This window comes from Aeromonas sp. 5HA1 (assembly GCF_029237245.1).
Lineage (GTDB): Bacteria > Pseudomonadota > Gammaproteobacteria > Enterobacterales > Aeromonadaceae > Aeromonas > Aeromonas salmonicida.
This window is the reverse complement of the sequence record NZ_JAACFW010000001.1, coordinates 145,933-166,149: the sequence shown is the minus strand read 5'-3', so window position 1 is coordinate 166,149 and position 20,217 is coordinate 145,933. Positions and strand designations below refer to the sequence as shown.

Below are 20,217 nucleotides of genomic sequence, written 5' to 3'. Positions count from 1 at the left end.
CACTGACTCACAAAAATCACATGTAAACCAACATGGAAGAGAAAAAGTGAGCCATATGACAACGGATTGCGAAGCGAATTATGTTTATTCACTGGTCGACCCGCAACCGACAAATTATAATGCGGCCCATTAGAAAAACTCATCGTCGGCTGGTCTCATGTCTCGTCGTTTACCCCCGCTCAATGCCCTGAAAGCATTCGAAGCCGCGGCTCGTCACTTAAGCTTCACCCGGGCAGCGGAAGAGTTGTTTGTGACCCAGGCTGCCATCAGCCACCAGATCAAGGCGTTGGAAGAGTATCTCGGCATCAAGCTGTTTCGCCGCAAGAACCGCTCCTTGCTGTTGACCGAAGAGGGGCAGGGTTACTTCCTCGATATCAAAGACATCTTCACCTCCATCTCGGAGGCGACCGACAAGCTGCTGGCCCGCAGTGCCAAGGGGGCGCTCACCGTCAGCTTGCAGCCAAGTTTTGCCATCCAGTGGCTGGTACCCAGACTGGTGAAGTTCAGCGAACGTCATCCGGACATAGACGTACGGATCAAGGCGGTGGACATGGACGAGGGATCGCTGACCGACGATGTGGACGTGGCCATCTACTACGGCCGTGGCAACTGGCCTGGACTGCGTGCCGACAAGCTGCACACCGAGTACCTGATCCCTGTCTGCTCGCCGCTGTTGCTGACCGGCCCCAAGCCACTGCGCACCCCGGATGATCTGATCCGCCACACTCTGTTGCACGATACCTCCCGCCGTGACTGGAAAGCCTGGTTTCGCCAGCTCGACATCGATGCGCCCAACGTCAATCAAGGGCCCATCTTCAGCCACTCCACCATGGTGATCCAGGCGGCGATCCACGGTCAGGGGGTGGCGCTTGGTCACAGTGTGCTTGCCCAGCCAGAAATCGAAGCGGGGCGCCTTATCTGCCCGTTCGAGCAGGTGCTGGTGAGCAAGAATGCGTTCTACCTGGTATGCCAGGAGCAGCAGTCCGATCAGGGCAAGATAGTGGCCTTCCGCGACTGGATGCTGGAGCTGGTGGAGCAGGAAGAGGCTCGTCGCAGGGCACGGCTCGCCGATGCCTGATGTGATGAGAGAGGGGGCGAGTGATGCCCCCGTTCGTATTCTGCTGGCCCATGGCGCCGGGGCCGGCATGGAACACGCCTTTCTTTGCGAGCTGTCACGCCTGCTGGCGGGGCCCGATATCGAGGTAGTGCGTTTCAACTTCCCCTACATGACCAAGCGGGCCCAGGATGGCAAGCGCAGGCCGCCGGACAGGCAGCCGGTATTGCTCGACCATTGGCGCCAGATGGCGCAGCTGTTCGCTCACCCAAGGCTGTTCTTGGCGGGCAAGTCCATGGGGGGGCGCATGGCGGCAGAGCTGTATGGCGAAGGTGGGGACGAGATGAATGCTGCAGGATTGCTCATTCTCGGGTATCCTTTCCACCCCCCGGCCAAGCCCGACCGCTGGCGGGGCGAGGTGCTCAAGCAGATCAAGACGCCGACCCTGCTGTTGCAAGGGGAGCGCGACACCTTCGGCACGCGCGCCGAACTGGCAGATTTTCCCTTCTCACCCCACGTATCGGTCCACTGGCTGACCGATGGTGACCATGGCTTCAAACCGCGAAAAGCCAGCGGCGTGAGCGAGCAGGAGAACCTGCAGCAGGCGGCTGATCATATCAGGTGCTTCATCGCGGCGACGCTGGCACAGGGCTGACGGTCGCGACGGAGAGAACGAGGAGGGTAAGAATGCAGATCCATCGACATTGGCTGGTACTGGCGGGTTTTTTTGGCCTGACGGCGACCATGCTGGGGGCTTATGGCGCCCACGGTCTGGCGGCGAGTGGTATTACGGCTTCGCAGCTGGCGGCGTTCAACACCGCCGTGCATTATCAGTTTTTTCACGCATTGGCCCTGCTGGTGCTGGGTTGGTGCGGTGTGCGCAGCAAGGTAATCACCTTTGCGGGCTTCGCATTTTTGCTGGGGATCCTTGGATTCTGCGGCAGTATTTACGCCATGGTGCTGCTTGGCAGCAAGGGGCTGGGGCTCATTACCCCGGCCGGTGGCCTCTGTTTTATGTTGGGATGGGCGGCTCTGATATGGGCTGGCTGTCGTCTTGGAGGAAAAAATGAATAATCTGCTGCTTTATTGCCGCCCCGGTTTTGAGAAAGAGGCGGCGGCAGAGATCACCGAGCGTGCCAGTAACATGCAGTGCTACGGTTTCGCCCGGGTCAAGGACGACAGCGGTTATGTGATATTCGAGTTGTATGACGAGGAGCAGGCCGATCTGCTGGCGCGCAAGTTGCCATTCAGGGAGCTTATCTTCATCCGTCAGATGCTGGTGGTGACCCACGAGCTGAAGGATCTGGATGTGGCTGATCGGATCTCGCCCATCATAGAAGCGACCCGTGAATACACCATTTGTGGCGATCTGCGAGTTGAAACCGCCGATACCAACGAAGCGAAAGAGCTGTCGGCCTTCTGCCGCAAATTCACAGTGCCGCTTCGTCAGGCCCTGCGCAGCAAGGAGCTGCTGACCAAGAAAGAGACGCCGCACCGTCCGGTGTTCCACGCCTTTTTCATGGCCAACGATCACCTGTTGCTGGGGTATTCCTACTCGTTCAACAACTCAGAGTTCCACATGGGTATTCCCCGTCTGCGCTGCCCGCCGGATGCACCGAGCCGATCCAGCCTCAAGCTGGAAGAGGCCTTCTATGTGTTCGTACCGCGGGAAGAGTGGGACCTGCGCCTCACCTCCGGCATGAAAGCGGTCGATCTGGGCGCCTGCCCGGGTGGCTGGACCCATCAGCTGGTGCGTCGCGGCATGATGGTGACAGCGGTGGATAACGGCACCATGGCCCAGTCCCTGATGGATACCGGTCAGGTGAAGCACCTGCGTGATGATGGTTTTGTGTGGCGCCCCAGCAAGAAGAATATCTACTGGCTGGTGTGCGACATGGTGGAGAAGCCGGCGCGGGTTGTTCACATGATCGCTGACTGGTTCCGCGAGAACGACTGTCAGGAGGCCATGTTCAACCTCAAGCTGCCGATGAAGAAGCGTTACGCCGAAGCGGTACACAACATAGAGGTGTTGCGCGGCCTGCTCAAGGAGGTAGACAACGCCTTCGTCATTCAGGCCAAGCAGCTCTATCACGATCGCGAAGAGATCACGGTACACGTCTACAACAAGTACTGGGTCTCCAAGCTGGAAGCCAAGGAGTGACATCCTGTCCCTTGCCGTGAGCAGAAAAAAGACCGATGGCAGCGATGCCATCGGTCTTTTGCTATCTGCGCCATGCAGCCAGTGTCAGAAGCGGTAGTCGAGACGCAGAGATGACTCGTCATCCGTGACTTTGAGCTCTATCTGCAGGGGAATGCTCTTGTCGACCGGATTGAACTGCAACTTGACCCCATCCCCTCTGAGTTTGATGGCCGTATTCATGCCAGCGGCCTTGAACTTGATCCTGGGTTTGTGGTGCTCGAAGGAGAGGCTTACGCTCTTCTCCGCCGTCAAATTCAGCTTCTGGTATGTGGTAACCTGCTGGTTGCCATCGCTGTCCGTCATGATGTCTACCCCGAAGGAGAGCGGTTTGGGTGCCTTGAGCAGATCATTGGTATCCAGACTGGAACGCCATACCTGACTGGCGGGCTGCGACTGGGCTGCCGGAAGCTGTTTCCAAGCATTTTCGACCGGTCTGTCTACTGCCATGACGCTGCTGCTGACAAGCAACAGGGGAAAAATAGCGCGCATAATGGATCTCCTTATCCCTTATGCATTGAACATAGTAGTCAATTGACTAGGCGGGTAGCGCGCCGCGAGATAAAACAAGGGGAGCCTGAGCTCCCCTTTTGAATCAACGAATTAAGATGAATTACAAACGGTCTATGATGGATTGGGTGAACTCGCTGGTAGAGGCGGTCCCCCCGAGATCCCGGGTCACGCGATCACCGGATTCGATGGTGGCGCGCACTGCCTCACGGATGCGCTCAGCCTTGTCCTGCATGCCCAGGTATTCCAGCATCTGGATGGAGGCGAGGATCACCGAGGTCGGGTTGGCGATGTTCTTGCCTGCGATATCCGGCGCCGAGCCATGGACCGCTTCGAAGATGGCGGCGCCATCGCCGATGTTGGCACCAGGTGCCATACCCAGACCGCCCACCAGACCGGCGCACAGATCCGAGAGGATGTCGCCAAACAGGTTGGTGGTGACCATGACATCGAACCGCTCCGGGTACATCACCAGGTTCATGCAGGCGGCATCGACAATCATCTCTTCGCTCTGGATATCCGGGTAGCGAGCGGCGACATCGCGGGCCACTTCCAGAAACAGGCCAGAGGTGGACTTGAGAATGTTGGCCTTGTGGATGATGGTCACTTTCTTGCGTCCTTCCTGGCGGGCCAGTTCGAAGGCAAACTTGACGATGCGTTCTGCCCCGTCGCGGGTAACGATACTCATCGCCTCGGCGCTATTGTTGTCATCGCTGCGCTTCTGGCCAGCGCCCGAGTACATCCCTTCGGTGTTCTCGCGCACTGTGATGATATCGATGTTCTCGTAACGACTCTTGGTACCCTTGAAGGAGATGACGGGGCGGACGTTGGCGTAGAGGTTGAATTTCTTGCGCAGGGAGACGTTGATGGAGGTGAAGCCGCCGCCGACCGGGGTGGTGAGCGGGCCTTTCAGGCTGACCTTGTTCTTCTCGATCAGATCCAGGGTTGCCTGGGGCAGCAGCTCGCCGTGCTTCTCCAGCGCGACCAGACCGGCATCCGCATACTCGTATTCGAAGTCACAACCGGCGTGGGTCAGGATCTGGATGGCGGATTCGATGATGCTGGGGCCAATGCCGTCGCCCGGGATGACGGTAATCTTTCTTTTTGACATGAGAGGTATCCACTTCTAGGGAACAGAGGGGGAGGATTCGGCCGTTTTATACCATTTATACAACTAACCCTCCATGTTTCTTTACATTCTATCTGTTTTTGTCAACAGCAAGGGTGAGTCCCGTCATGATTGGCAGGATTGCTGGTCAATGGGGGACGTCGGTGTCATGCCTCGCTCTCGGGTGCTGGGGGATAGCGTATTTCCCGCAAGTTGAAACCCAGGGGAATATCACGCTGCAACCGGACCAGACGCTGGGCCAGCAGGGCATCGTCCTGATGCTGGCGCAGCTTGAGCAAGGGCTTGCTGGTCTCCTCCTGTTGGCAGGCCGCGAGCAGCGCCGACAGGCTGCCATATTGCTGCAGCAATTGGGTCGCCGTCTTGGGGCCTATGCCGGGCACCCCCTTGATATTGGATCCGCTGATGCCGGTCAGGGCCCAGAAATCCACCAGCTGGGCCGGTGCCACACCATATTGCTGCTCGACGAAGGCGGCATCCAGCCAGCGTTTGTTGAAATAGTCCCTGATCTGGATCTGCGGGCAGATGAGCTGACAGAACCCCTTGTCGGTAGAGATGATGGTGGCCCTTGCCCCGTGCTGGGCGATGCCGCTGGCCAGGGTGGCGATGAGATCGTCCGCCTCATCGGTCTGGGAGAGCAAAGCGTCTACGCCACACTCCCAGAATGCATCCTGCAGCGTGTTCAGACCTTCACGCAGCTCCACCGGCATGGGGGTTCGTCCCTCCTTGTAGGCCGGGTAGACCTCTTTGCGCCAGCTGTGTATCTCGCCGTCGAATACCGCTATGACGTGGGTCGGCTCGCTGCCCGTCAGCAGCTTGCGGCAGGTATTGATGAGATTGGTACGGGTAGCGATGAGCGCCTGGGCCGGGGTCAGCGCCTGCTGGGCTTGCACCGCGTGCAGACGGCGGATGAGGTTGAGGGCATCGATGATAAGCAGGTGTGGCATAGGGGGCTCTTGGCAGTCAGGACGCGCCATTGTAACAACTGGCAGCCTTGATGACAGTGTTCAGGTGGTGCCAGAGCGTCAGATGCTCATACAGATGGCAAAAGGAAGGGGCGCTGCTGCGCCCCTTGTGCCATGTTGTCGCTGGTCACCGGCGACTAACAGCCTTTAACGAACTATCTCGTAACAGGGGACGTATTGGGTGCCAGGCAGCTTCATGCGCTGTTGTTTGACGAAGCTCTCCAGCAGCTTGTCCATCAGGTGCATCAGCTCCTTGTCGCCGTGCAGCTTGAAGGGGCCCTTCTTCTCGATGGCGCGGATGCCCCCTTCCTTCACGTTACCGGCGACGATGCCGGAAAAGGCGCGGCGCAGGTTGGCTGCCAGCAATTGGGGCGGCTGGTTGCGATGCAGATCCAGGCTGGCCATGCTGGCATGATCCGGCTCGAACGGCAGCTGGAACTCGGGCTCAATCTTGAGGGACCAGTTGAAGGAGTAGGCATCGCCGACCGATTTACGATATTCGCGAATTTTCGGCATCGCTTCCTTCATCACCCGGGCCACTTCCGGCGCATCGCCAACGATGATCCGGTAGAGGCTGGTAGCGGGTTCGCCCAGGGTGGCCTTGACGAAGTCATCGATGGCACGGAAGTAATCGGCGCTCTCTTTCGGACCGGTCAGGATAATCGGCATGGGTTGGCGCTCGTTGGCCGGATGCATCATGATGCCGAGCAGATAGAGCAGCTCTTCGGCCGTGCCGACCCCGCCCGGGAATATGATGATGCCGTGGCCCAGACGCACGAAAGCCTCCAGCCGTTTCTCGATATCCGGCAGTATCACCAGCTCGTTGACGATGGGGTTGGGCGGCTCGGCGGCAATGATCGAAGGTTCGGTCAGACCTATGTAGCGGCCATTGCGTACCCGCTGCTTGGCGTGGCCGACGGCGCCCCCCTTCATGGGCCCCTCCATGGCACCCGGACCGCAACCGGTGCAGATGTTGAGCTCGCGCAATCCCAGCTCGCTGCCGACCTCGCGGGTGTACTGGTATTCAATGGGGTTGATGGAGTGGCCGCCCCAGCAGACCACCAGATTGGGATCCGCCCCCGGCAGGATCGCCTTGGCGTTGCGCAGTATGGCGAACACCACGTTGGTGATATGGGTGGAGCTGGTCAGGTTGACCAGTCGGTTCGACTCCAGCTGGGTCGACACATAGAGGATGTCGCGCAGCACGGAGAAGAGGTGCTCCTGAATGCCACGGATGATCTCGCCATCCACAAAGGCATGCTCGGGGGCATTGAACAGTTCGAGTTTGACCCCGCGCTCGCGCCGGATCACATGGATATCAAAGGATTTGAAACGCTCCAGTATCTCTTTGGAGCTGTCGGTATGGCTACCTGAGTTGAGCACCGCCAGCGAGCAGTTGCGAAACAATTGATAGATATCGCTGGAAGCAGTCTGTTTGAGGCGATCCACCTCGAGTTGTGACAGCAAGTCCATGCTGCCCACAGGATTGATGTGCGTAATCATAAGTTCCCCTTTCACTCGCTTGTTATCGTTGTGCTTTTCCCTGGGGAGAAAACGGGATGCCATGTGGCATCCCTTGAATTTGATAGTAGATGTAAGCGGTAGGGCAGGGGAATAGGGGAGAAGTGCGTTTGCTGCTTTTTTAGTCACCGCTCAGCCCGAATTCAGGCCAGATTGACCTGATCCCGACCCGAGTGCTTGGAGCTGTAGAGCGCCTTGTCGGCTCGCTCGAACGCATCCGTGGTGTGATCTCCCTCCCGAAACAGGGTGGCACCGATGGAGATGGTGATCTCGACCCTGGCATCCCGAAAACGGAACGGAATGCTCTTGATGGTCTGGCGCAGTGTCTCCAGCGGCTTCTGGTATTTGTCCGGGTTGATGTTCGGCAGCAGCACCACGAACTCCTCACCGCCAAAGCGGGCGATGAAGTCGGTATCGCGCAGGGCGCCCTGCAATGCCTTGGCCACCACCTTCAACGCCTTGTCGCCGGCCATGTGGCCATAGTTGTCATTGATGTTCTTGAAGTGATCAATGTCGATGATGGCCAGACAGAGCGGGGTGTTGTAGCGCAGCCAGCGCTTGTATTCGAGTTCGAGCCGCTCGTCCAGCGCCGCCCGGTTATGTACCTGGGTCAGGCTGTCGAGGAACAATTTGTGTTTCTGGATGGTGAGCCGCTTCTTGTACTCGGCGGTCTCCTCCTTCATCAGCCGCAGCTTGGCCTCCATGGTGGAGAGGCGGGTGAGCAGGTGGCGCTCACGGGTAGCCATGGCTTCCCTGTCCTGCAGCAGCATGTTGATGGCACCCATATGGCCCGAGATGGCATCCTTGAGCTCGCCGAAGGCGTCGTGGCTGGCCAGGGTATGGTCGAGGGCTCGCAGCTCCTTGTCGATGGCCTGACGGGTATCCTGGGTGGCGCTTTGCAGGGCGCGCCCCTCGTCGAGGGACTCGGTGAAGCTGAAATGCACCGCAGAGAGGCTCTCGTTGAGGGTACTCAGGAAAGCCTGGGAGGATTTTCGCTCTTCGCGGGTGCCCTCAATGATGAGCTCTATCACCTGCAGGCAAATCTCCGCCAGCAGCGGCGGCGTGATGCCATTGAGCAACTGGCGGCGGATATCCGCCAGACTCTCGCCAACGGCGCCGGCAAAATCCAGCTCTGTGATGAGCCGCTGCAACTCGTCGGCGATATGGGCGTGAGCCTTGGCGTCAAACGGGATCGCAGGCTCAGGAGACGAAAGTTCTGTGATGGCCATGGCCTGCACGCTGGCGGCGGGCGCCGGGGCTAGCAGGGGCTGGGTCGGCAGCAGCTGGATCTTGATGGCCTGCTGGTAAAACTCCAGCAAGCGGATCACTTTCTTTTGATGGTCGCCGATGCCATAGCCATCCGGGCTTGCCAGAAACTCCTTGAGGGACTTGCGGGTATCCTCCGGGAAGCCCTTGATGGATTTGAGTTGTTTGGTGCCAAGGTCGATGGCGGACTTGGTCAGGCTGATGGACTCTTCCAGCGCATTGCCATGTTGCTGCAACAGCTTTTCGATGACGGCGAGGTCGGCATCCAGCGAGGAGAGCGGCGGATTGCCGTCGAGTTTTTGCTTGAGCTTGGCGAGCTTGTTGTCCAGCTCCCTGTCATGGCCACGACAGGCTTGCATCAATTTACCGATAAACTGGATGCTGCGGGCTCGCTCTGCATCGGAAAAAGTGACTATGCCGTCTAGCTCCAGCTGCTTTTGCTGAAGGGATTCCCTGAGTCTGGCCAATTGTCCTGCTACGGCAGCGATATCATTCATTATTCAGGTCGCCCTGTTGTCATTATCGTTTTTGTGTTGGATAGCAACGGCGGTCGAACCCAGTTCCAGACCCAGTTGATTATCTATAGGGTTATTGGTTATCCGGTGCTTTCGTCCGTGAAAGTCGAAGCCAATTAACCCATTGCTTTTCATGAGAAGAATTTACTTTTACCAGTCCCTTGTCAATTGCCATCAAGCAGCATTGCCACACATCCCCATTAAAAAATGCGGCCTGTTGGCAATCGATGGCGGCAAGTTCCAGCCAGACGCTTTGCTGGTATTTTTCGCTGAGCTGAATGGCTCCGGCCAGTGCCAGATAGCAGAGGTCGAACAGGCCGTGGTGATCGAGGGCGGTCGCCGCCTTGGGCAGGAAGGGGTGGCTGACGATGCCGAGGCTGATGTGGCGATCCAGCGAGTGCTGGCAGGGGAAAGCGGCAAAGGCCGCGAGCAGATCCTGAGCCAGCTTGTGGAGGTCCTCCACGTGGCGCTGGGGCACCACGTAGAGCAGATGGCCTTCGCGCAAATCATAGATGCGGCCATCCTGCGGTGTCAGCTCCTTGATATAGGCGCCGAAAGCCTGCTCTATCTCTCGGCTCACCTGATAGCCGTGCTGCTCCAGGCAGTTCACCAGGAAGGGCACCCGAAACAGCAGGTAATGCAACTTGTCGTCAAATTCGCTGGTGGGCCGTTCGCTCAGATACCAGCGTTCTGATTTTTGCTGGCGTCTTGCCATTTCCCGCGGCCAGCGGCTCATCAGCCGCTGCCAGTTGGCAAGGCCGGTGCGTGGCTCGATCAGTATGGCCTCACCCAGTTGTTTGCCCTGCAGGCGTGCGACCCTGAGCTTGAGCCAGAGGGTAAAGAACAGATAGATGAACAGGGTCAGCAGCAGGCCTGTGATCACGCTCGACCAGAGGTAGCGATCCTGCTGATGCTGACTGATATCCAGTTGTTGTTCCAGCTCCTTGATCTGCTGTTCCCGCTCCACCTGGACATAGTTGTCGCGGATCGCCTCCTGCTCCAGATCGACCTGCTGCTGGCGTACCTGCTCGCTGCGCTGGTGGAAATTCTTGTAGCTGTCCAGCGCCTGCTTGAGGTAGCCCTTCTGCTCGTAGGCCACCGAGAGCAAACGGAAGATCTCGAACTGGCGCTGGGCGTCGCCAATCTGGTTGGCCAGCGCCAGCGCATTTTCCAGCTGAAGGATGGCGATGCCCGCCTCCTTCTGCTTGAGGTGCAGCTCACCCAGCAACAGCAGGGTATCGATCAGCGGCTCCTTGTCGTCCCCCAGTTCGTGGGATTGACGGGCCGCCGTGAGGTAGTTGCGGGCCAGGGTCAGATTGCCGGTCTGCAGATAGGTTTTGCCTATCTCGTACTTGAGATTGGCGATGCGGGTGCGGTTATTGCCCTCGTCCAGCAGATCCAGCGCATTGAAGAAGTAGACCAGCGCCATGTTCATCTCGCCCTGATCCCGATTGAGGCGGGCCAGCACGATCAGTGCATCGCTGAGCAGGGAGGGATTGCCGAGGGCGTGGAAGTAGTTGGCGGCCTCATTGGCATATTGCAGTGCCTTCTGTGGCTCCTGCTCCGCCTGATAGAGGTTCACTATCTGGTTCGACAGCAGGCCGAGGAAGAGGGGATCCTGCAGTCCTCGCGCCTGTTGCTGGGCATCTATGTAGTCACCAAGAGAGAGCTGGGGCTGCTGGAGGGCATGGTAGAGATCGCCGCTCACAGCGCTGACCCAGGCGCTGGCCAGCGGGTTCTTGGCCTGATCTGCCCAGCGCCGTGCCTCTGCCAGCTGGCGTTTGGCCTCGTCAAACTGGTGCGCCTCTATGCTGGCGTTGGTGCGCAGCAAGCGGCTGTATACCTGCAACTGACTCTCTTTGAGGCTGGGTGTGCTGAGCAGGGTCTCGAGCTGGCCAAGCAGAGTGGCGCTGGCGCCATGGGAGTGCTCCTGCAGATTCTGGCTGCGGATCTTCAGATAGAGGCCGTGGGCCTGCAACTCCAGCTGCTGCTCCTTGGTGGCCATGGCAATGCCTTGATCAAGCGCCTTCTGGGCAGCCTGGAACTGGCCCAGTTGCAGCAGGCATTCCCCCTTGAGCAGGTGGGCGCCCGTGGCCTGGGCTGCCGTGCCATAGCTCAGCAATGGCTCGCGATAGCCATATTCCTGGCGATTGCTGATGATTTGCTTGGGATTATTGGCTGTGCGTGTCAGGAAGGCAGAGGTGATCTGGACACATCTGGCAGGATCGGTCAGTACCAGGGTTTGGGCCTGCTGCAGATCGATAGACAATTGCTCCTTGGCCAGATCCAGGTCAGGAGCCGACAGGGAGGACATCATCATTGCCAGAAAAAACAGTTGATTCATTGGATTAAGGACAGCACAGGGGTGTGGGCATGTTATCCAAGCCCCCCCCTGCACGTCCAGAGTTTACTGACAGATACGATAGCCAAGGGCCTTCTCTGTCAGCCAGGACCCCAACTTTACTGCCGGATCAGCCGCAGGTTGGCGGGTGGAAGCTCCCAGTCGCTGCGAAACGGGTTGATATCCAGCCCGCCACGGCGAGTGTAGCGGGCATAGACGGTCAGCTGGCTCGGGCGGCAGAGGAGCTTGAGATCGGTAAAGATGCGCTCGATGCACTGTTCATGAAATTCGTTGTGCTGGCGAAACGAGATGAGGTAGCGCAGCAGTTTTTCCCGATCCAGCCGTGGGCCGCGATAGTGGATCACCACTGAGCCCCAGTCGGGCTGGCTGGTGACCAGGCAGTTGGACTTGAGCAGGTGACTGTGCAGTGTCTCTTCCACCTCTTCGTTGCCCGCGGCCCCTTGCAGCAGATTGGCATCGAATTCATAGCAATCAACCTCTATATCCTGCTCATCGATGCACTCACCCGGCAAGGCGGCAATGTGGTGTGGAGCCTGTGCCAGGGGGAACAGCGTCACGCTCACTTCGCTGCTGGCGCAGACACTCAGATCCTTGACCAGCATGGCTTGTACCGCTTCCAGCGAGTCGCAACGAGTCTGGTTGAAGGAGTTGAGATAGAGCTTGAACGACTTGGATTCGATGAGGTTGGCGCTCACTGCGGGCACGGACACCTCACCCACAGCCACCATGGGTTTACCCCTGGCGTTGAGCCAGGAGAGCTCGTACAGAGTCCAGATGTCGCAACCCTGGAAAGGCAACTCGCCGGTCAAGCCGAGGTCGTCGCGATTGAGGCTGCGCGGCACAGGTTGCAGCAGGGCAGGGCTGTACTGACTGATGTAGGCAGATTGCTGACCCAGGCTCAGCCCTTGCAAGGCGCTGGCACCGGCGTATTTCTCTTGTTTGCTCATTGTGTTTATGAATCCGGATGTTGAATGGGCCATTGCGTTGCAGCGTCAGGGGCGCTTGCCCCTACCTGGATATTGCATGGGATCGCCACCGGATGGCGACGTCTCATGCTTCACCTTGTCTGCTCGTGGGTTTGATGGTGCAATAGCGAACTTTGGCAGCAATTGTGGGGAATTTCGATGTCGGATCAAGTCTTGTCTGCCCTGGAACACTTTTTTTTGCGCTGGCAGCGTGATGGTGAGGCAAGGCGGGGATTGCCCCTGTGTGAGTGGGAAGCTGACTGGCGCTCCCCTTGCGAGCTGGATGAGCCCAGAGAGGGGCGGGTCGCCTGGCGCCCTCACCAGCGCCAGCAAGCGGCCGATTTTGCGGCCATGGCCAATGCGCTGGAGCTGGTGCTGCATCCTGCGGCCCAGGCGCTGTTTGGTCACTGGTTCAGTCGCCCCATCCCCTGTTCCTACAAGGGGCTGCGCCTTGAGCTCATCTTGCCTTGGAACGAGGCGGATCTGGACCTGCTCAGGGAAAACCTCATCGGTCATCTGCTGATGCTGCGCAAGTTAAAGCGCACGCCATCGCTGTTCATTGCCACCACCCGCAACGAGATGACCCTGGTGTCGCTGGACAACGAGAGTGGTCAGATATGGCTGGAGTGGCTCGATTCTGGTCGACGTCTCACCTTGGCCCCCTCGCTGCCAGCCTTCCTCGCGCGGCTGGAAACCCTGCCCCATTGATCCTGTTCCTGTGAGACGAGAAGGGCCTTGCCATCCGGCAAGGCCCTTCTGCTATCTGGACACAAGGTAGTGCCATCTCAAGGGAGGAGGCTCAATCCTTGAAGTCCCAGGAAAGGTTGGAGATCAGCCGGCAGGGATCGCACTTGAAGTCGAAGATATCGTGCAGCGGTGCTGTCAGTGCCCACTCACCGCCGCAGCCCGGACAGGGGCGGTTTCTCTCTTCGGCTACGCTCAGCCCGCCGACCCGGTAGAGGTAGTAGTAAGTGGGAATGCCGCTCAGGGCCTCCAGCCGCTTGACCAGATCGCTGCCGCGCCGATGGAGGCGGCTGCCCACTTCGCCTATCTCGTGCAGTGCCGCGTGTTCGGCGATGGAGCCGTTCATCTGCAGCTGATCGCACGCCTCCCAATCCTCCTGCCACTTGATAATTTGCTTGTGATCGCCGTTGGCGACGGCAGGCAGCCGGTAGAGCGGTATGGGAGCGAAGTGGTCACCGCAGCGCAGTGGCGAGCAGGTGTGCAGGAAACTGGTGTAGAGCAGCATCCAGCTCGGCCGCTCGTCTGTGTGACCGCAAGGGTCTGTGCTGTCGGAGAGTAAATCCATCCCTTGCAGCTGGAGCTTGGGTGCGAGCAGACCCGCCTGATTGAGCTGCTGTTCAGCCAGCTTGACCTGTTCGCTCTGGTTGTCCGGATGCAGGCTGTCCTGTTCGGGGCAGACCACCCGGCTGACGAACTGCCCTTCATGCATGCTGGTGGGAAACTCCCGTCCCAGGATCTGGCCCTGATAGCGCAGCATGTCCAGGTAGTTGACGATGGCCCGTTCGGCCTCACCGAGGGAGGTATCGCGATAGCACTCAAAGCAGAGTTCGAGAATATACATGGGGGCTCAGTCTGGTTGGCGTTGGAGCAGCAGGGTGGTCAGGCGATCGACTTTCTGCTCGAGCCGGTTGAGCTGCTCGCTCAACTGTTGCAGGTTGACGGCATCGGCCTGCGTGCCGGTATCGGCAGCGGCTGGTGTGCTCGCCGGGGCCGGTTCTGTGGGTTGGGGCTGCTGCTTCCACTGGCTCAACACCTTGAGCAGTTCGGCCATGGGAACGGGCTGACTGAGGCGGGCCTTGACCATGGCAGTGGAGGGGGTGATCCCCTTGGCGGTCAGTTCGTTGGCGATGCGGATGATCTCTTGGGCGGACATGGGGGCTCCTGCGCAGTAGGGCTGTGATACGGGCTTGACGGGGCACAGAGCTTAACCAAACCGCTCTCCTCTGGAAAGCGGGTGGTAAAAGAAGGGATCAGTCGGTCTGGCGCAGCAGCACATCCAGCTGGTCTATGGTTTCCGACCAGTCCGAGTCATTCCAGAGGGCATCGCGCAGGAAACCAGCCTGGGACGGGGTCCAGAAGCTGGCTTCGGGCAGCAGGGTCTGATTGTCCAGTCTGTGTTCGTGGATGAAGCGGTGCAGGCTCAGCTCGTCATTGGGCAGGCCCAGCTGGGCGAACAGGGCAGACAGGTCGTGGGTCAACAATTCCATCTTGATCTCTCCCGGGGGACATCCCTGAACATTATAGGTTGTTATCCGCCGCGTCTTGTTTACTGGGATGGCATGCGTCCGGGGATAGGGCCGGTCTGGCCTCGTATCGGGCTACCGGGGGCCGTGCAGCTGGCTTATTGGGCTGGGATGCGATGGGGCGGCAGGTCGACGCCGACTATATGCAGTCCCTGCATGCGCAACTGCCCCTGATAATGGCTCTCGCCATCGCTGGAAAATTCAAACTCGTAATAGGTCAAGAGTCGCAGCGGCCTGTGTGCCAGCGCGCGGTGGCTGCGTGCCAGAGACAGCAGTTGCAGATCGTGATGCTGGCAGTAGCGGCGCATGTATTGCCAGGCGAGCTCCGCTTGGCGGCGCTGATGCCAGAAGGCGCCCCCGACGAGGATAAGCAGCAAGATACCGAGCATTTCACCCATCAAGGGCTCCTTGTGTGATCTGGAGTTGTCTTTGCCAGGCGGCAGCCCACCTGGCCGTTATTCCATTAACCGTTACGCCGAGGCAAACAGACGTCCGATAGCCTGACCGAGTGCATTGCTGCGCTCAGGATCACGCAATCTTGCCAGCATATCATTGCGCAGGGCCGGCAGGGTCACCAGTTCGGCAAACACCTGATTGAAGAACTGGGTCGGCTGCAGCGCCAACTGTTCCAGGAACAGGCTGAGCAGGCTTGGCTCTTTGAGGTCGGGCCAGAGGCGCCCTGCGATGGCGAGCAACAAAGCCGGGCTTGGCTGGGTTTGCAGCAGGGTCAGCAGCTTGTTGGTGCGCATCGCATTGCCGTTGCAGGAAGCCAGCGCCCGACACAGGTAGGCCAGGGTTTCGGCATTGGGCTCGGCAGTTTCCTGTTCCTTGCCGATCCGCTCGAACAGGGCACCTTGCACGGCCGGCGGCAGCGGGACATTTTCCAGGCTCTGACACAGGGCGTAGAGCGGGGCCTGGGGTAGCTTCGGCAGGGCCTTGCACACCAGCGCCAGATTGCGTTCGTCCTGCAGCCGCTCCGCCATGTCGGCAAAACCTTGCAGTCCCAACGCTTGCCAGCCCTCGTCACCCGGCGCAGCCAGATAGTGGCACAGGCCCTCATAGTAGGCGGAAGGAGCCTGTTCCAGCTGGCGAGCCAGCTTGGCATGCAGGCTGGCCATCTTGGCTTCGGCAGGACGGAAAGTATAGGGATTGTCGGCCAGTCGTTGGGCCTTCTCTTCATCCAGATCGCCGGTCAGCTTGTAGCCGAGGGTCTCGACCACTTGATCCATAAAGAGCTTGGGGCCGCTGCCGATGAGCAGGCCACGCTCATCGAGTGCAAACTTGAGGAACCAGAGATAGTGTCGGGATTCTGCCGGCTGGAAGAAATGAACGCCGAGCCAGGCATGCTGCTGCAGTGGCCAGGGATAGGGCTCTTGTTGCTGCTCTATGCGTTCGAAGGCGTCGCTTGCCAGCGGTCGCACCTGGCGACCCATGTCAAACAGTTGAAACTGGGTATCGGCCTGGGTCAGAAACTCGGTCAGCGTATTGATGGTAGACATGATGTGATCCGGCTAAGAGTGATGCGGGCCGATTATAAAGCGCTTATATCAGATAGCCAGTGGCGGTACCAAGACCGCCTTGTGACAAGCTGAGAAAGGCGCATCAGGGCGCTGCGGGTCAATCTGTATAAAGCGGTTGTATCAGATAGCCAGTGGGGCACCAAGGCCACCTTGTGACGAGCTGAAAAAGACGCATCAGGGCGCTGCGGGTCAATCTGTATAAAGCGGTTGTATCAGATAGCCAGCAGGGGCTGGGTTCTGCGTTCCGCTTGCCAATGGAACATGGCAGAGGGGGAGGGGGACGGTGTATAGTAGCGCCCTTTTTTGAGGAACCCGGCCAGCCGTTATCTGCCATGCAGAGGAGCGTCAGGCCGGTATCGCAGTAATGAGGAAGAGAACGAGATGAATCAATATCTGCTGGTAGCCGGCCTGCTGGGTGAACTCACTGCCGAGTTGCAGCGCCTGGGGCGCTGGCAAGACGAGCATCCTGGCAAAGAGGCTCTGGCGAGCGAGCTGCCGTTCTGTGTCGATACCCTGAGCTTTGATCAGTGGCTGCAATTCGTGCTGATCCCGCGCATGGAGCAGCTTGTCATGCTGCAAGCCCCCTTGCCTACCAGCGTCTCCCTCTATCCCATGGCGAGCGAAGTCTACAAGAACGAGCTGGCCGAGATGGCGAGCCTGCTGCGTCTCATCGGTCGCTTCGATCTGCTGCTGACCGGTAAAGTGGTGGAAAAATGAGTCTGACCTTGCGCTTTCAGAGAGAGACGCAGCCGGGTGACGACGTGGTGATGCAATGAAACTGACGCTGCTCTATCAGGATGATTGGCTGGTAGCGGTCAACAAACCCTCCGGTCTGCTGGTGCACCGCAGCTGGCTCGACAAGGCCGAAACCCGGTTCGCCATGCAGATGACCCGGGATCTGATCGGGGGGCGTCATGTCTACCCCGTGCATCGCCTCGATCGCCCCACCTCGGGCGTGCTGCTGTTTGCTCTGGATCCTGCCGTTGCCCGTATCCTGACAGAGGCCTTTGCCGCCCGGCAGGTACACAAGGAGTATCTGGCGCTGGTGCGGGGCTGGGCCCCGGAGCAGGGGGTGATCGACTACCCTCTCAAGGAGCAGCTGGACAAGATCGCCGATGCCATGAGCAATCCTGATCGCCCGGCCCAGGAGGCGGTAACGGCATTTCGTTGCCTGCATCAGGTCGAACTGCCTCATGCGGTTTCCAAGAAGCACCCCACCAGTCGCTATAGTCTGGTCAAGTTGTTCCCGAAAACCGGTCGCAAGCATCAGTTGCGCCGCCATATGGAACATCTTTTCCACCCCATAGTGGGCGATACTACTCATGGTGATGGTCGCCACAATCGCTTCTTTCGTGAACACTTCGGCTGCGAACGCCTGCTGCTGGTAGCTCGTACTCTCAGCTTCGAGCACCCGATCCTCAAGGTCCCGATGCGGATCCAGGCGCCGCTGGGTCCTGATCTGTTGCAGCTGTTCGCCGAGCTGGGCTGGCCTGGCAGTGAAAGTGACTACTGATCATCCCCTCTATTCCTTCGCCCTGACAGGGTGTTGCCTTTGACGGCGCTGTGGCATGCTGTGCAGCCATACTCGTCAAAGGAATCCGTTATGGCTCAGATAGATCTTGTAGTGGGAACCGTCTATGGCTCAGCCATGCTGGTGGCCGAGACGCTGGCTGAACATCTGCAGCAAGTCGGACATGTATGTCAGATTTTCGATGAGGCCGTGCTGGAAGACATAGATGCCTCCCGCTTCCTGCTGCTGATCACCGCCACCACGGGGCAGGGCGATATTCCGCCCAACCTGCAACCCTTGGCCGCCGCCCTGGCGGATCGGGCTCCCTATATGAAAGGCTGGCGTTATGCCCTTATTGCCATGGGGGACAGCAGCTACGAACACTTTTGCGGTGCCGGTCGTCAGCTCGACGGCTTGTTGCAGGAGCTGGGGGCGAGTGCACTATTACCCCGCCTTGAGATAGATGCCGCCGTCGATGATGAACCGGAAAAGGTGGCATTGGCCTGGCTCACCGGCTGGGAAAATAAACTCTAGGGCCATTCCCTCCTCATTTTTTATTCATCCCCGATGGGTTCGACCATGGGGATGTTTATTTCTGCGTTTCAGGTCTGTCAGTTGAGTCTATTTTCCACTATTCCTCCGATTATTTTCCTGTCTCCCAATCATGTATTTGAGCATTTATTCCACTCATAACCGACATGCAGGGAAATTAAAAGTTCCGCATTGAAAGCGATTTCAGTCATGTTTTTGTCATTGAATTGACATTTTTCACCTTAATGCTCGAAGCGAATTAATTGCTGATAGCGTTTTCAAGATTTTGTTTGAGCGATTTTTTATGTTTTAAGGGTGATTTATTGCTAATCATTGGTCTTTAATCTTCGTTAAACCCCCTTGGTAGTGGTGGTGGGCGATTTGTCGCCATTTTGTGAATCAGCTCATGTTTGTCTCGAAATTGGCTACCTATAATCCATCCCGGTTATCACCGAAACGTTTTTCTTGGTGATAAGAACTTGAATATCAGGATCACACTCCTCTCAGCGGGAATAAGGAAAATGAAAATGAAAGCAAAGTGGCTCCCGATCGCTGCAGCAGTAACCGCAGCCCTGGCTTCCCAAGCCGCCTTCGCCGTTGATTTCCACGGCTACTTCCGTTCAGGTGTAGGCGTTTCCGGTGACGGAGACATGGTTAAATACAACGTGAACAAAGTTGGCCGTCTGGGTAACGAAAATGATACCTATGGCGAAGTTCAGCTGGGTCAGGAAGTATTCAACAAGGATGGCAAGACTTTCTACGTTGACTCCATGTTTGCCATGGCTTCCAACGGTTCAAACGACTGGGAAGGTACCGGTACCGTTTGTAACTTTGATGCCAAACAGTGCAATGGCGACTCCGATTTCGCCCTGCGCCAGTTCAACGTACAGGCCAAAGGTCTGCTGGGCTTCGCGCCGGAAGCCACCCTGTGGGCCGGTAAGCGTTACTACCAACGTCACGATGTCCATATCTCTGACTTCTACTACTGGAACATCTCCGGTGCCGGTGCCGGTATCGAAGGCATCCAGGCCGGTCCTGGCAAGATCTCCTTCGCCTGGGTTCGCAACGACCGCAGCGCGGCCGATGTGTTCGGTCAGTACACCAACACTGGTACTGTCGCCAACCCGGTTTATCAAAAGAATGAAGACCTGAACGTCAACACACTGGACCTGCGTTATGCCGGTATCCCGCTGTGGAGCGAAGCCTCTCTGGAACTGGGCGTAGACTATGCGCTGGTTAACGAGACCGAAGCTCAGAAACCGCTGAAAAACAACAACATGAAAGACGGCGTCATGCTGACTGCCGAACTGACCGCCGGCATTCTGGGTGGCTTTAACAAGACAGTGCTGCAATACGGTACTGAAGGTTATTCCAAGACCATGGCCTTCTACGGCGACGGCTCCTGGTACGGTGCCGAAGCCAAAGACGGTGCTGATGGTTATCGCATCATCAACTGGGGTGTTGTCCCGATGGGCAACAACTTCGAGATGGGTCACCAGCTGGTCTACGGTGTAGGCAACGATATGTGGGATGGCAACGACAAGTGGGAAGCCATGTCAGCCGTTGTTCGCCCCATGTACAAGTGGGATGACTTCAACAAGACCATCTTCGAAGGCGGCTACTTCAAGGACAAGAACAAGTCCACCAACGGTACCTCCGTTGATGACTCTGGTTACAAGCTGACCCTGGCTCAAGCCTGGTCTGCCGGCTCCAGCTTCTGGGCTCGTCCTGAAATCCGTGTGTTCGCCTCCTACCTGGCCAACGACGAAGATCAGAAAGTCTTCGAAAGCGGCACCTCCAAAGACACCTACCAAGTTGGTGTTCAAGCGGAAGCTTGGTGGTAAGCACCTCTTTCAGTTAAGTTAGTCACTGCCCCCGTATGGGGGCAGTTTTGTTTCGCCGGGTAAC

General features: G+C 58.2%; 21 protein-coding genes. 9 read left to right on the top strand and 12 right to left on the bottom strand.

Annotation, left to right across the window (positions count from 1 at the left end; translation table 11 throughout):
• Positions 1–157: 157 nt before the first annotated feature.
• Genes GWQ27_RS00700 through rlmM form a run of 4 tightly spaced genes read left to right on the top strand, consistent with a single transcriptional unit; the run spans position 158 to position 3,215 of the window.
• Positions 158–1,078 carry a transcriptional regulator GcvA gene (locus GWQ27_RS00700; protein WP_005312000.1) on the top strand — a complete coding sequence of 307 codons (921 nt, stop codon included), beginning with the start codon at positions 158–160 and terminating at the stop codon, positions 1,076–1,078.
• Positions 1,071–1,709: an alpha/beta fold hydrolase gene (locus tag GWQ27_RS00695; RefSeq protein ID WP_058393503.1), complete on the top strand. Its 639-nt coding sequence runs from the start codon at positions 1,071–1,073 to the stop codon at positions 1,707–1,709. The genes GWQ27_RS00700 and GWQ27_RS00695 overlap by 8 nt, the downstream gene beginning before the upstream one ends.
• A 32-nt stretch (positions 1,710–1,741) precedes the next feature.
• Positions 1,742–2,128, top strand: a complete 387-nt coding sequence (locus GWQ27_RS00690) for a DUF423 domain-containing protein (protein ID WP_099991894.1) — start codon at positions 1,742–1,744, stop codon at positions 2,126–2,128.
• Positions 2,121–3,215 carry a 23S rRNA (cytidine(2498)-2'-O)-methyltransferase RlmM gene (gene rlmM, locus GWQ27_RS00685; RefSeq protein WP_059112140.1) on the top strand — a complete coding sequence of 365 codons (1,095 nt, stop codon included), beginning with the start codon at positions 2,121–2,123 and terminating at the stop codon, positions 3,213–3,215. Before GWQ27_RS00690 ends, rlmM begins: the two co-directional genes overlap by 8 nt.
• An 84-nt stretch (positions 3,216–3,299) precedes the next feature.
• On the opposite strand, the gene GWQ27_RS00680 is transcribed toward rlmM, so the two are convergent.
• From GWQ27_RS00680 to queF, 7 genes are all read right to left on the bottom strand, one after another.
• Positions 3,300–3,743 carry a hypothetical protein gene (locus tag GWQ27_RS00680; RefSeq protein WP_275906428.1) on the bottom strand — a complete coding sequence of 148 codons (444 nt, stop codon included), beginning with the start codon at positions 3,741–3,743 and terminating at the stop codon, positions 3,300–3,302.
• Positions 3,744–3,864: 121 nt separating this feature from the next.
• Positions 3,865–4,872, bottom strand: a complete 1,008-nt coding sequence (locus GWQ27_RS00675) for an isocitrate dehydrogenase (protein ID WP_058393501.1) — start codon at positions 4,870–4,872, stop codon at positions 3,865–3,867.
• A 164-nt stretch (positions 4,873–5,036) separates the two neighbouring features.
• Positions 5,037–5,834, bottom strand: coding sequence for a flap endonuclease Xni (gene xni / locus GWQ27_RS00670; RefSeq protein WP_275906427.1), 798 nt, complete (start codon positions 5,832–5,834; stop codon positions 5,037–5,039).
• A 165-nt stretch (positions 5,835–5,999) separates the two neighbouring features.
• On the bottom strand, positions 6,000–7,355 hold the full coding sequence (ppnN, locus tag GWQ27_RS00665; RefSeq protein WP_021139357.1) for a nucleotide 5'-monophosphate nucleosidase PpnN: 1,356 nt from the start codon (positions 7,353–7,355) through the stop codon (positions 6,000–6,002).
• A gap of 161 nt (positions 7,356–7,516) precedes the next feature.
• Positions 7,517–9,136, bottom strand: coding sequence for a GGDEF domain-containing protein (locus tag GWQ27_RS00660; RefSeq protein WP_275906426.1), 1,620 nt, complete (start codon positions 9,134–9,136; stop codon positions 7,517–7,519).
• A 91-nt stretch (positions 9,137–9,227) separates the two neighbouring features.
• Positions 9,228–11,498 (bottom strand): hypothetical protein, encoded by a 2,271-nt coding sequence (locus GWQ27_RS00655; protein ID WP_087756281.1) that lies wholly within the window; start codon positions 11,496–11,498, stop codon positions 9,228–9,230.
• A gap of 116 nt (positions 11,499–11,614) precedes the next feature.
• Positions 11,615–12,463, bottom strand: a complete 849-nt coding sequence (gene queF / locus GWQ27_RS00650; RefSeq protein ID WP_275906425.1) for an NADPH-dependent 7-cyano-7-deazaguanine reductase QueF — start codon at positions 12,461–12,463, stop codon at positions 11,615–11,617.
• Positions 12,464–12,640: 177 nt separating this feature from the next.
• Here queF and syd point away from each other — a divergent pair, with 177 nt between their 5' ends.
• A complete protein-coding gene (gene syd, locus GWQ27_RS00645; protein WP_275906424.1) occupies positions 12,641–13,189 on the top strand; it encodes a SecY-interacting protein in 549 nt (182 codons plus the stop codon).
• Between the two features lie 91 nt (positions 13,190–13,280).
• Here the strand turns inward: syd and GWQ27_RS00640 are convergent, their stop codons facing one another.
• From GWQ27_RS00640 to GWQ27_RS00620, 5 genes are all read right to left on the bottom strand, one after another.
• The gene (locus GWQ27_RS00640; protein WP_169046624.1) at positions 13,281–14,066 is read right to left on the bottom strand and encodes a Zn-ribbon-containing protein; all 786 of its coding nucleotides are present in this window, start codon (positions 14,064–14,066) and stop codon (positions 13,281–13,283) included.
• A 6-nt stretch (positions 14,067–14,072) separates the two neighbouring features.
• Positions 14,073–14,378, bottom strand: a complete 306-nt coding sequence (locus GWQ27_RS00635; protein WP_275906423.1) for a hypothetical protein — start codon at positions 14,376–14,378, stop codon at positions 14,073–14,075.
• Positions 14,379–14,475: 97 nt separating this feature from the next.
• Entirely contained in the window at positions 14,476–14,712 is a 237-nt protein-coding gene (locus tag GWQ27_RS00630) for a DUF2789 domain-containing protein (protein WP_169046622.1), read from the bottom strand.
• A 134-nt stretch (positions 14,713–14,846) separates the two neighbouring features.
• Entirely contained in the window at positions 14,847–15,146 is a 300-nt protein-coding gene (locus GWQ27_RS00625; RefSeq protein WP_005312029.1) for a DUF3301 domain-containing protein, read from the bottom strand.
• Positions 15,147–15,218: 72 nt separating this feature from the next.
• Complete coding sequence (locus GWQ27_RS00620) at positions 15,219–16,247, bottom strand: DUF3549 family protein (protein WP_059167939.1); 1,029 nt, start codon at positions 16,245–16,247, stop codon at positions 15,219–15,221.
• A 402-nt stretch (positions 16,248–16,649) separates the two neighbouring features.
• On the opposite strand from GWQ27_RS00620, the gene GWQ27_RS00615 reads away from it, so the two are divergent.
• The 4 genes from GWQ27_RS00615 (at position 16,650) to GWQ27_RS00600 (ending at position 20,153) form a co-directional block, all read left to right on the top strand.
• Complete coding sequence (locus GWQ27_RS00615; RefSeq protein WP_005312033.1) at positions 16,650–16,985, top strand: YqcC family protein; 336 nt, start codon at positions 16,650–16,652, stop codon at positions 16,983–16,985.
• 55 nt (positions 16,986–17,040) lie between these two features.
• Positions 17,041–17,781: a tRNA pseudouridine(65) synthase TruC gene (gene truC, locus GWQ27_RS00610; protein WP_059112127.1), complete on the top strand. Its 741-nt coding sequence runs from the start codon at positions 17,041–17,043 to the stop codon at positions 17,779–17,781.
• Positions 17,782–17,871: 90 nt separating this feature from the next.
• Complete coding sequence (locus tag GWQ27_RS00605; protein WP_096118006.1) at positions 17,872–18,312, top strand: flavodoxin; 441 nt, start codon at positions 17,872–17,874, stop codon at positions 18,310–18,312.
• Positions 18,313–18,836: 524 nt separating this feature from the next.
• Positions 18,837–20,153, top strand: a complete 1,317-nt coding sequence (locus GWQ27_RS00600) for a maltoporin (RefSeq protein WP_282684564.1) — start codon at positions 18,837–18,839, stop codon at positions 20,151–20,153.
• Positions 20,154–20,217: the final 64 nt, after the last annotated feature.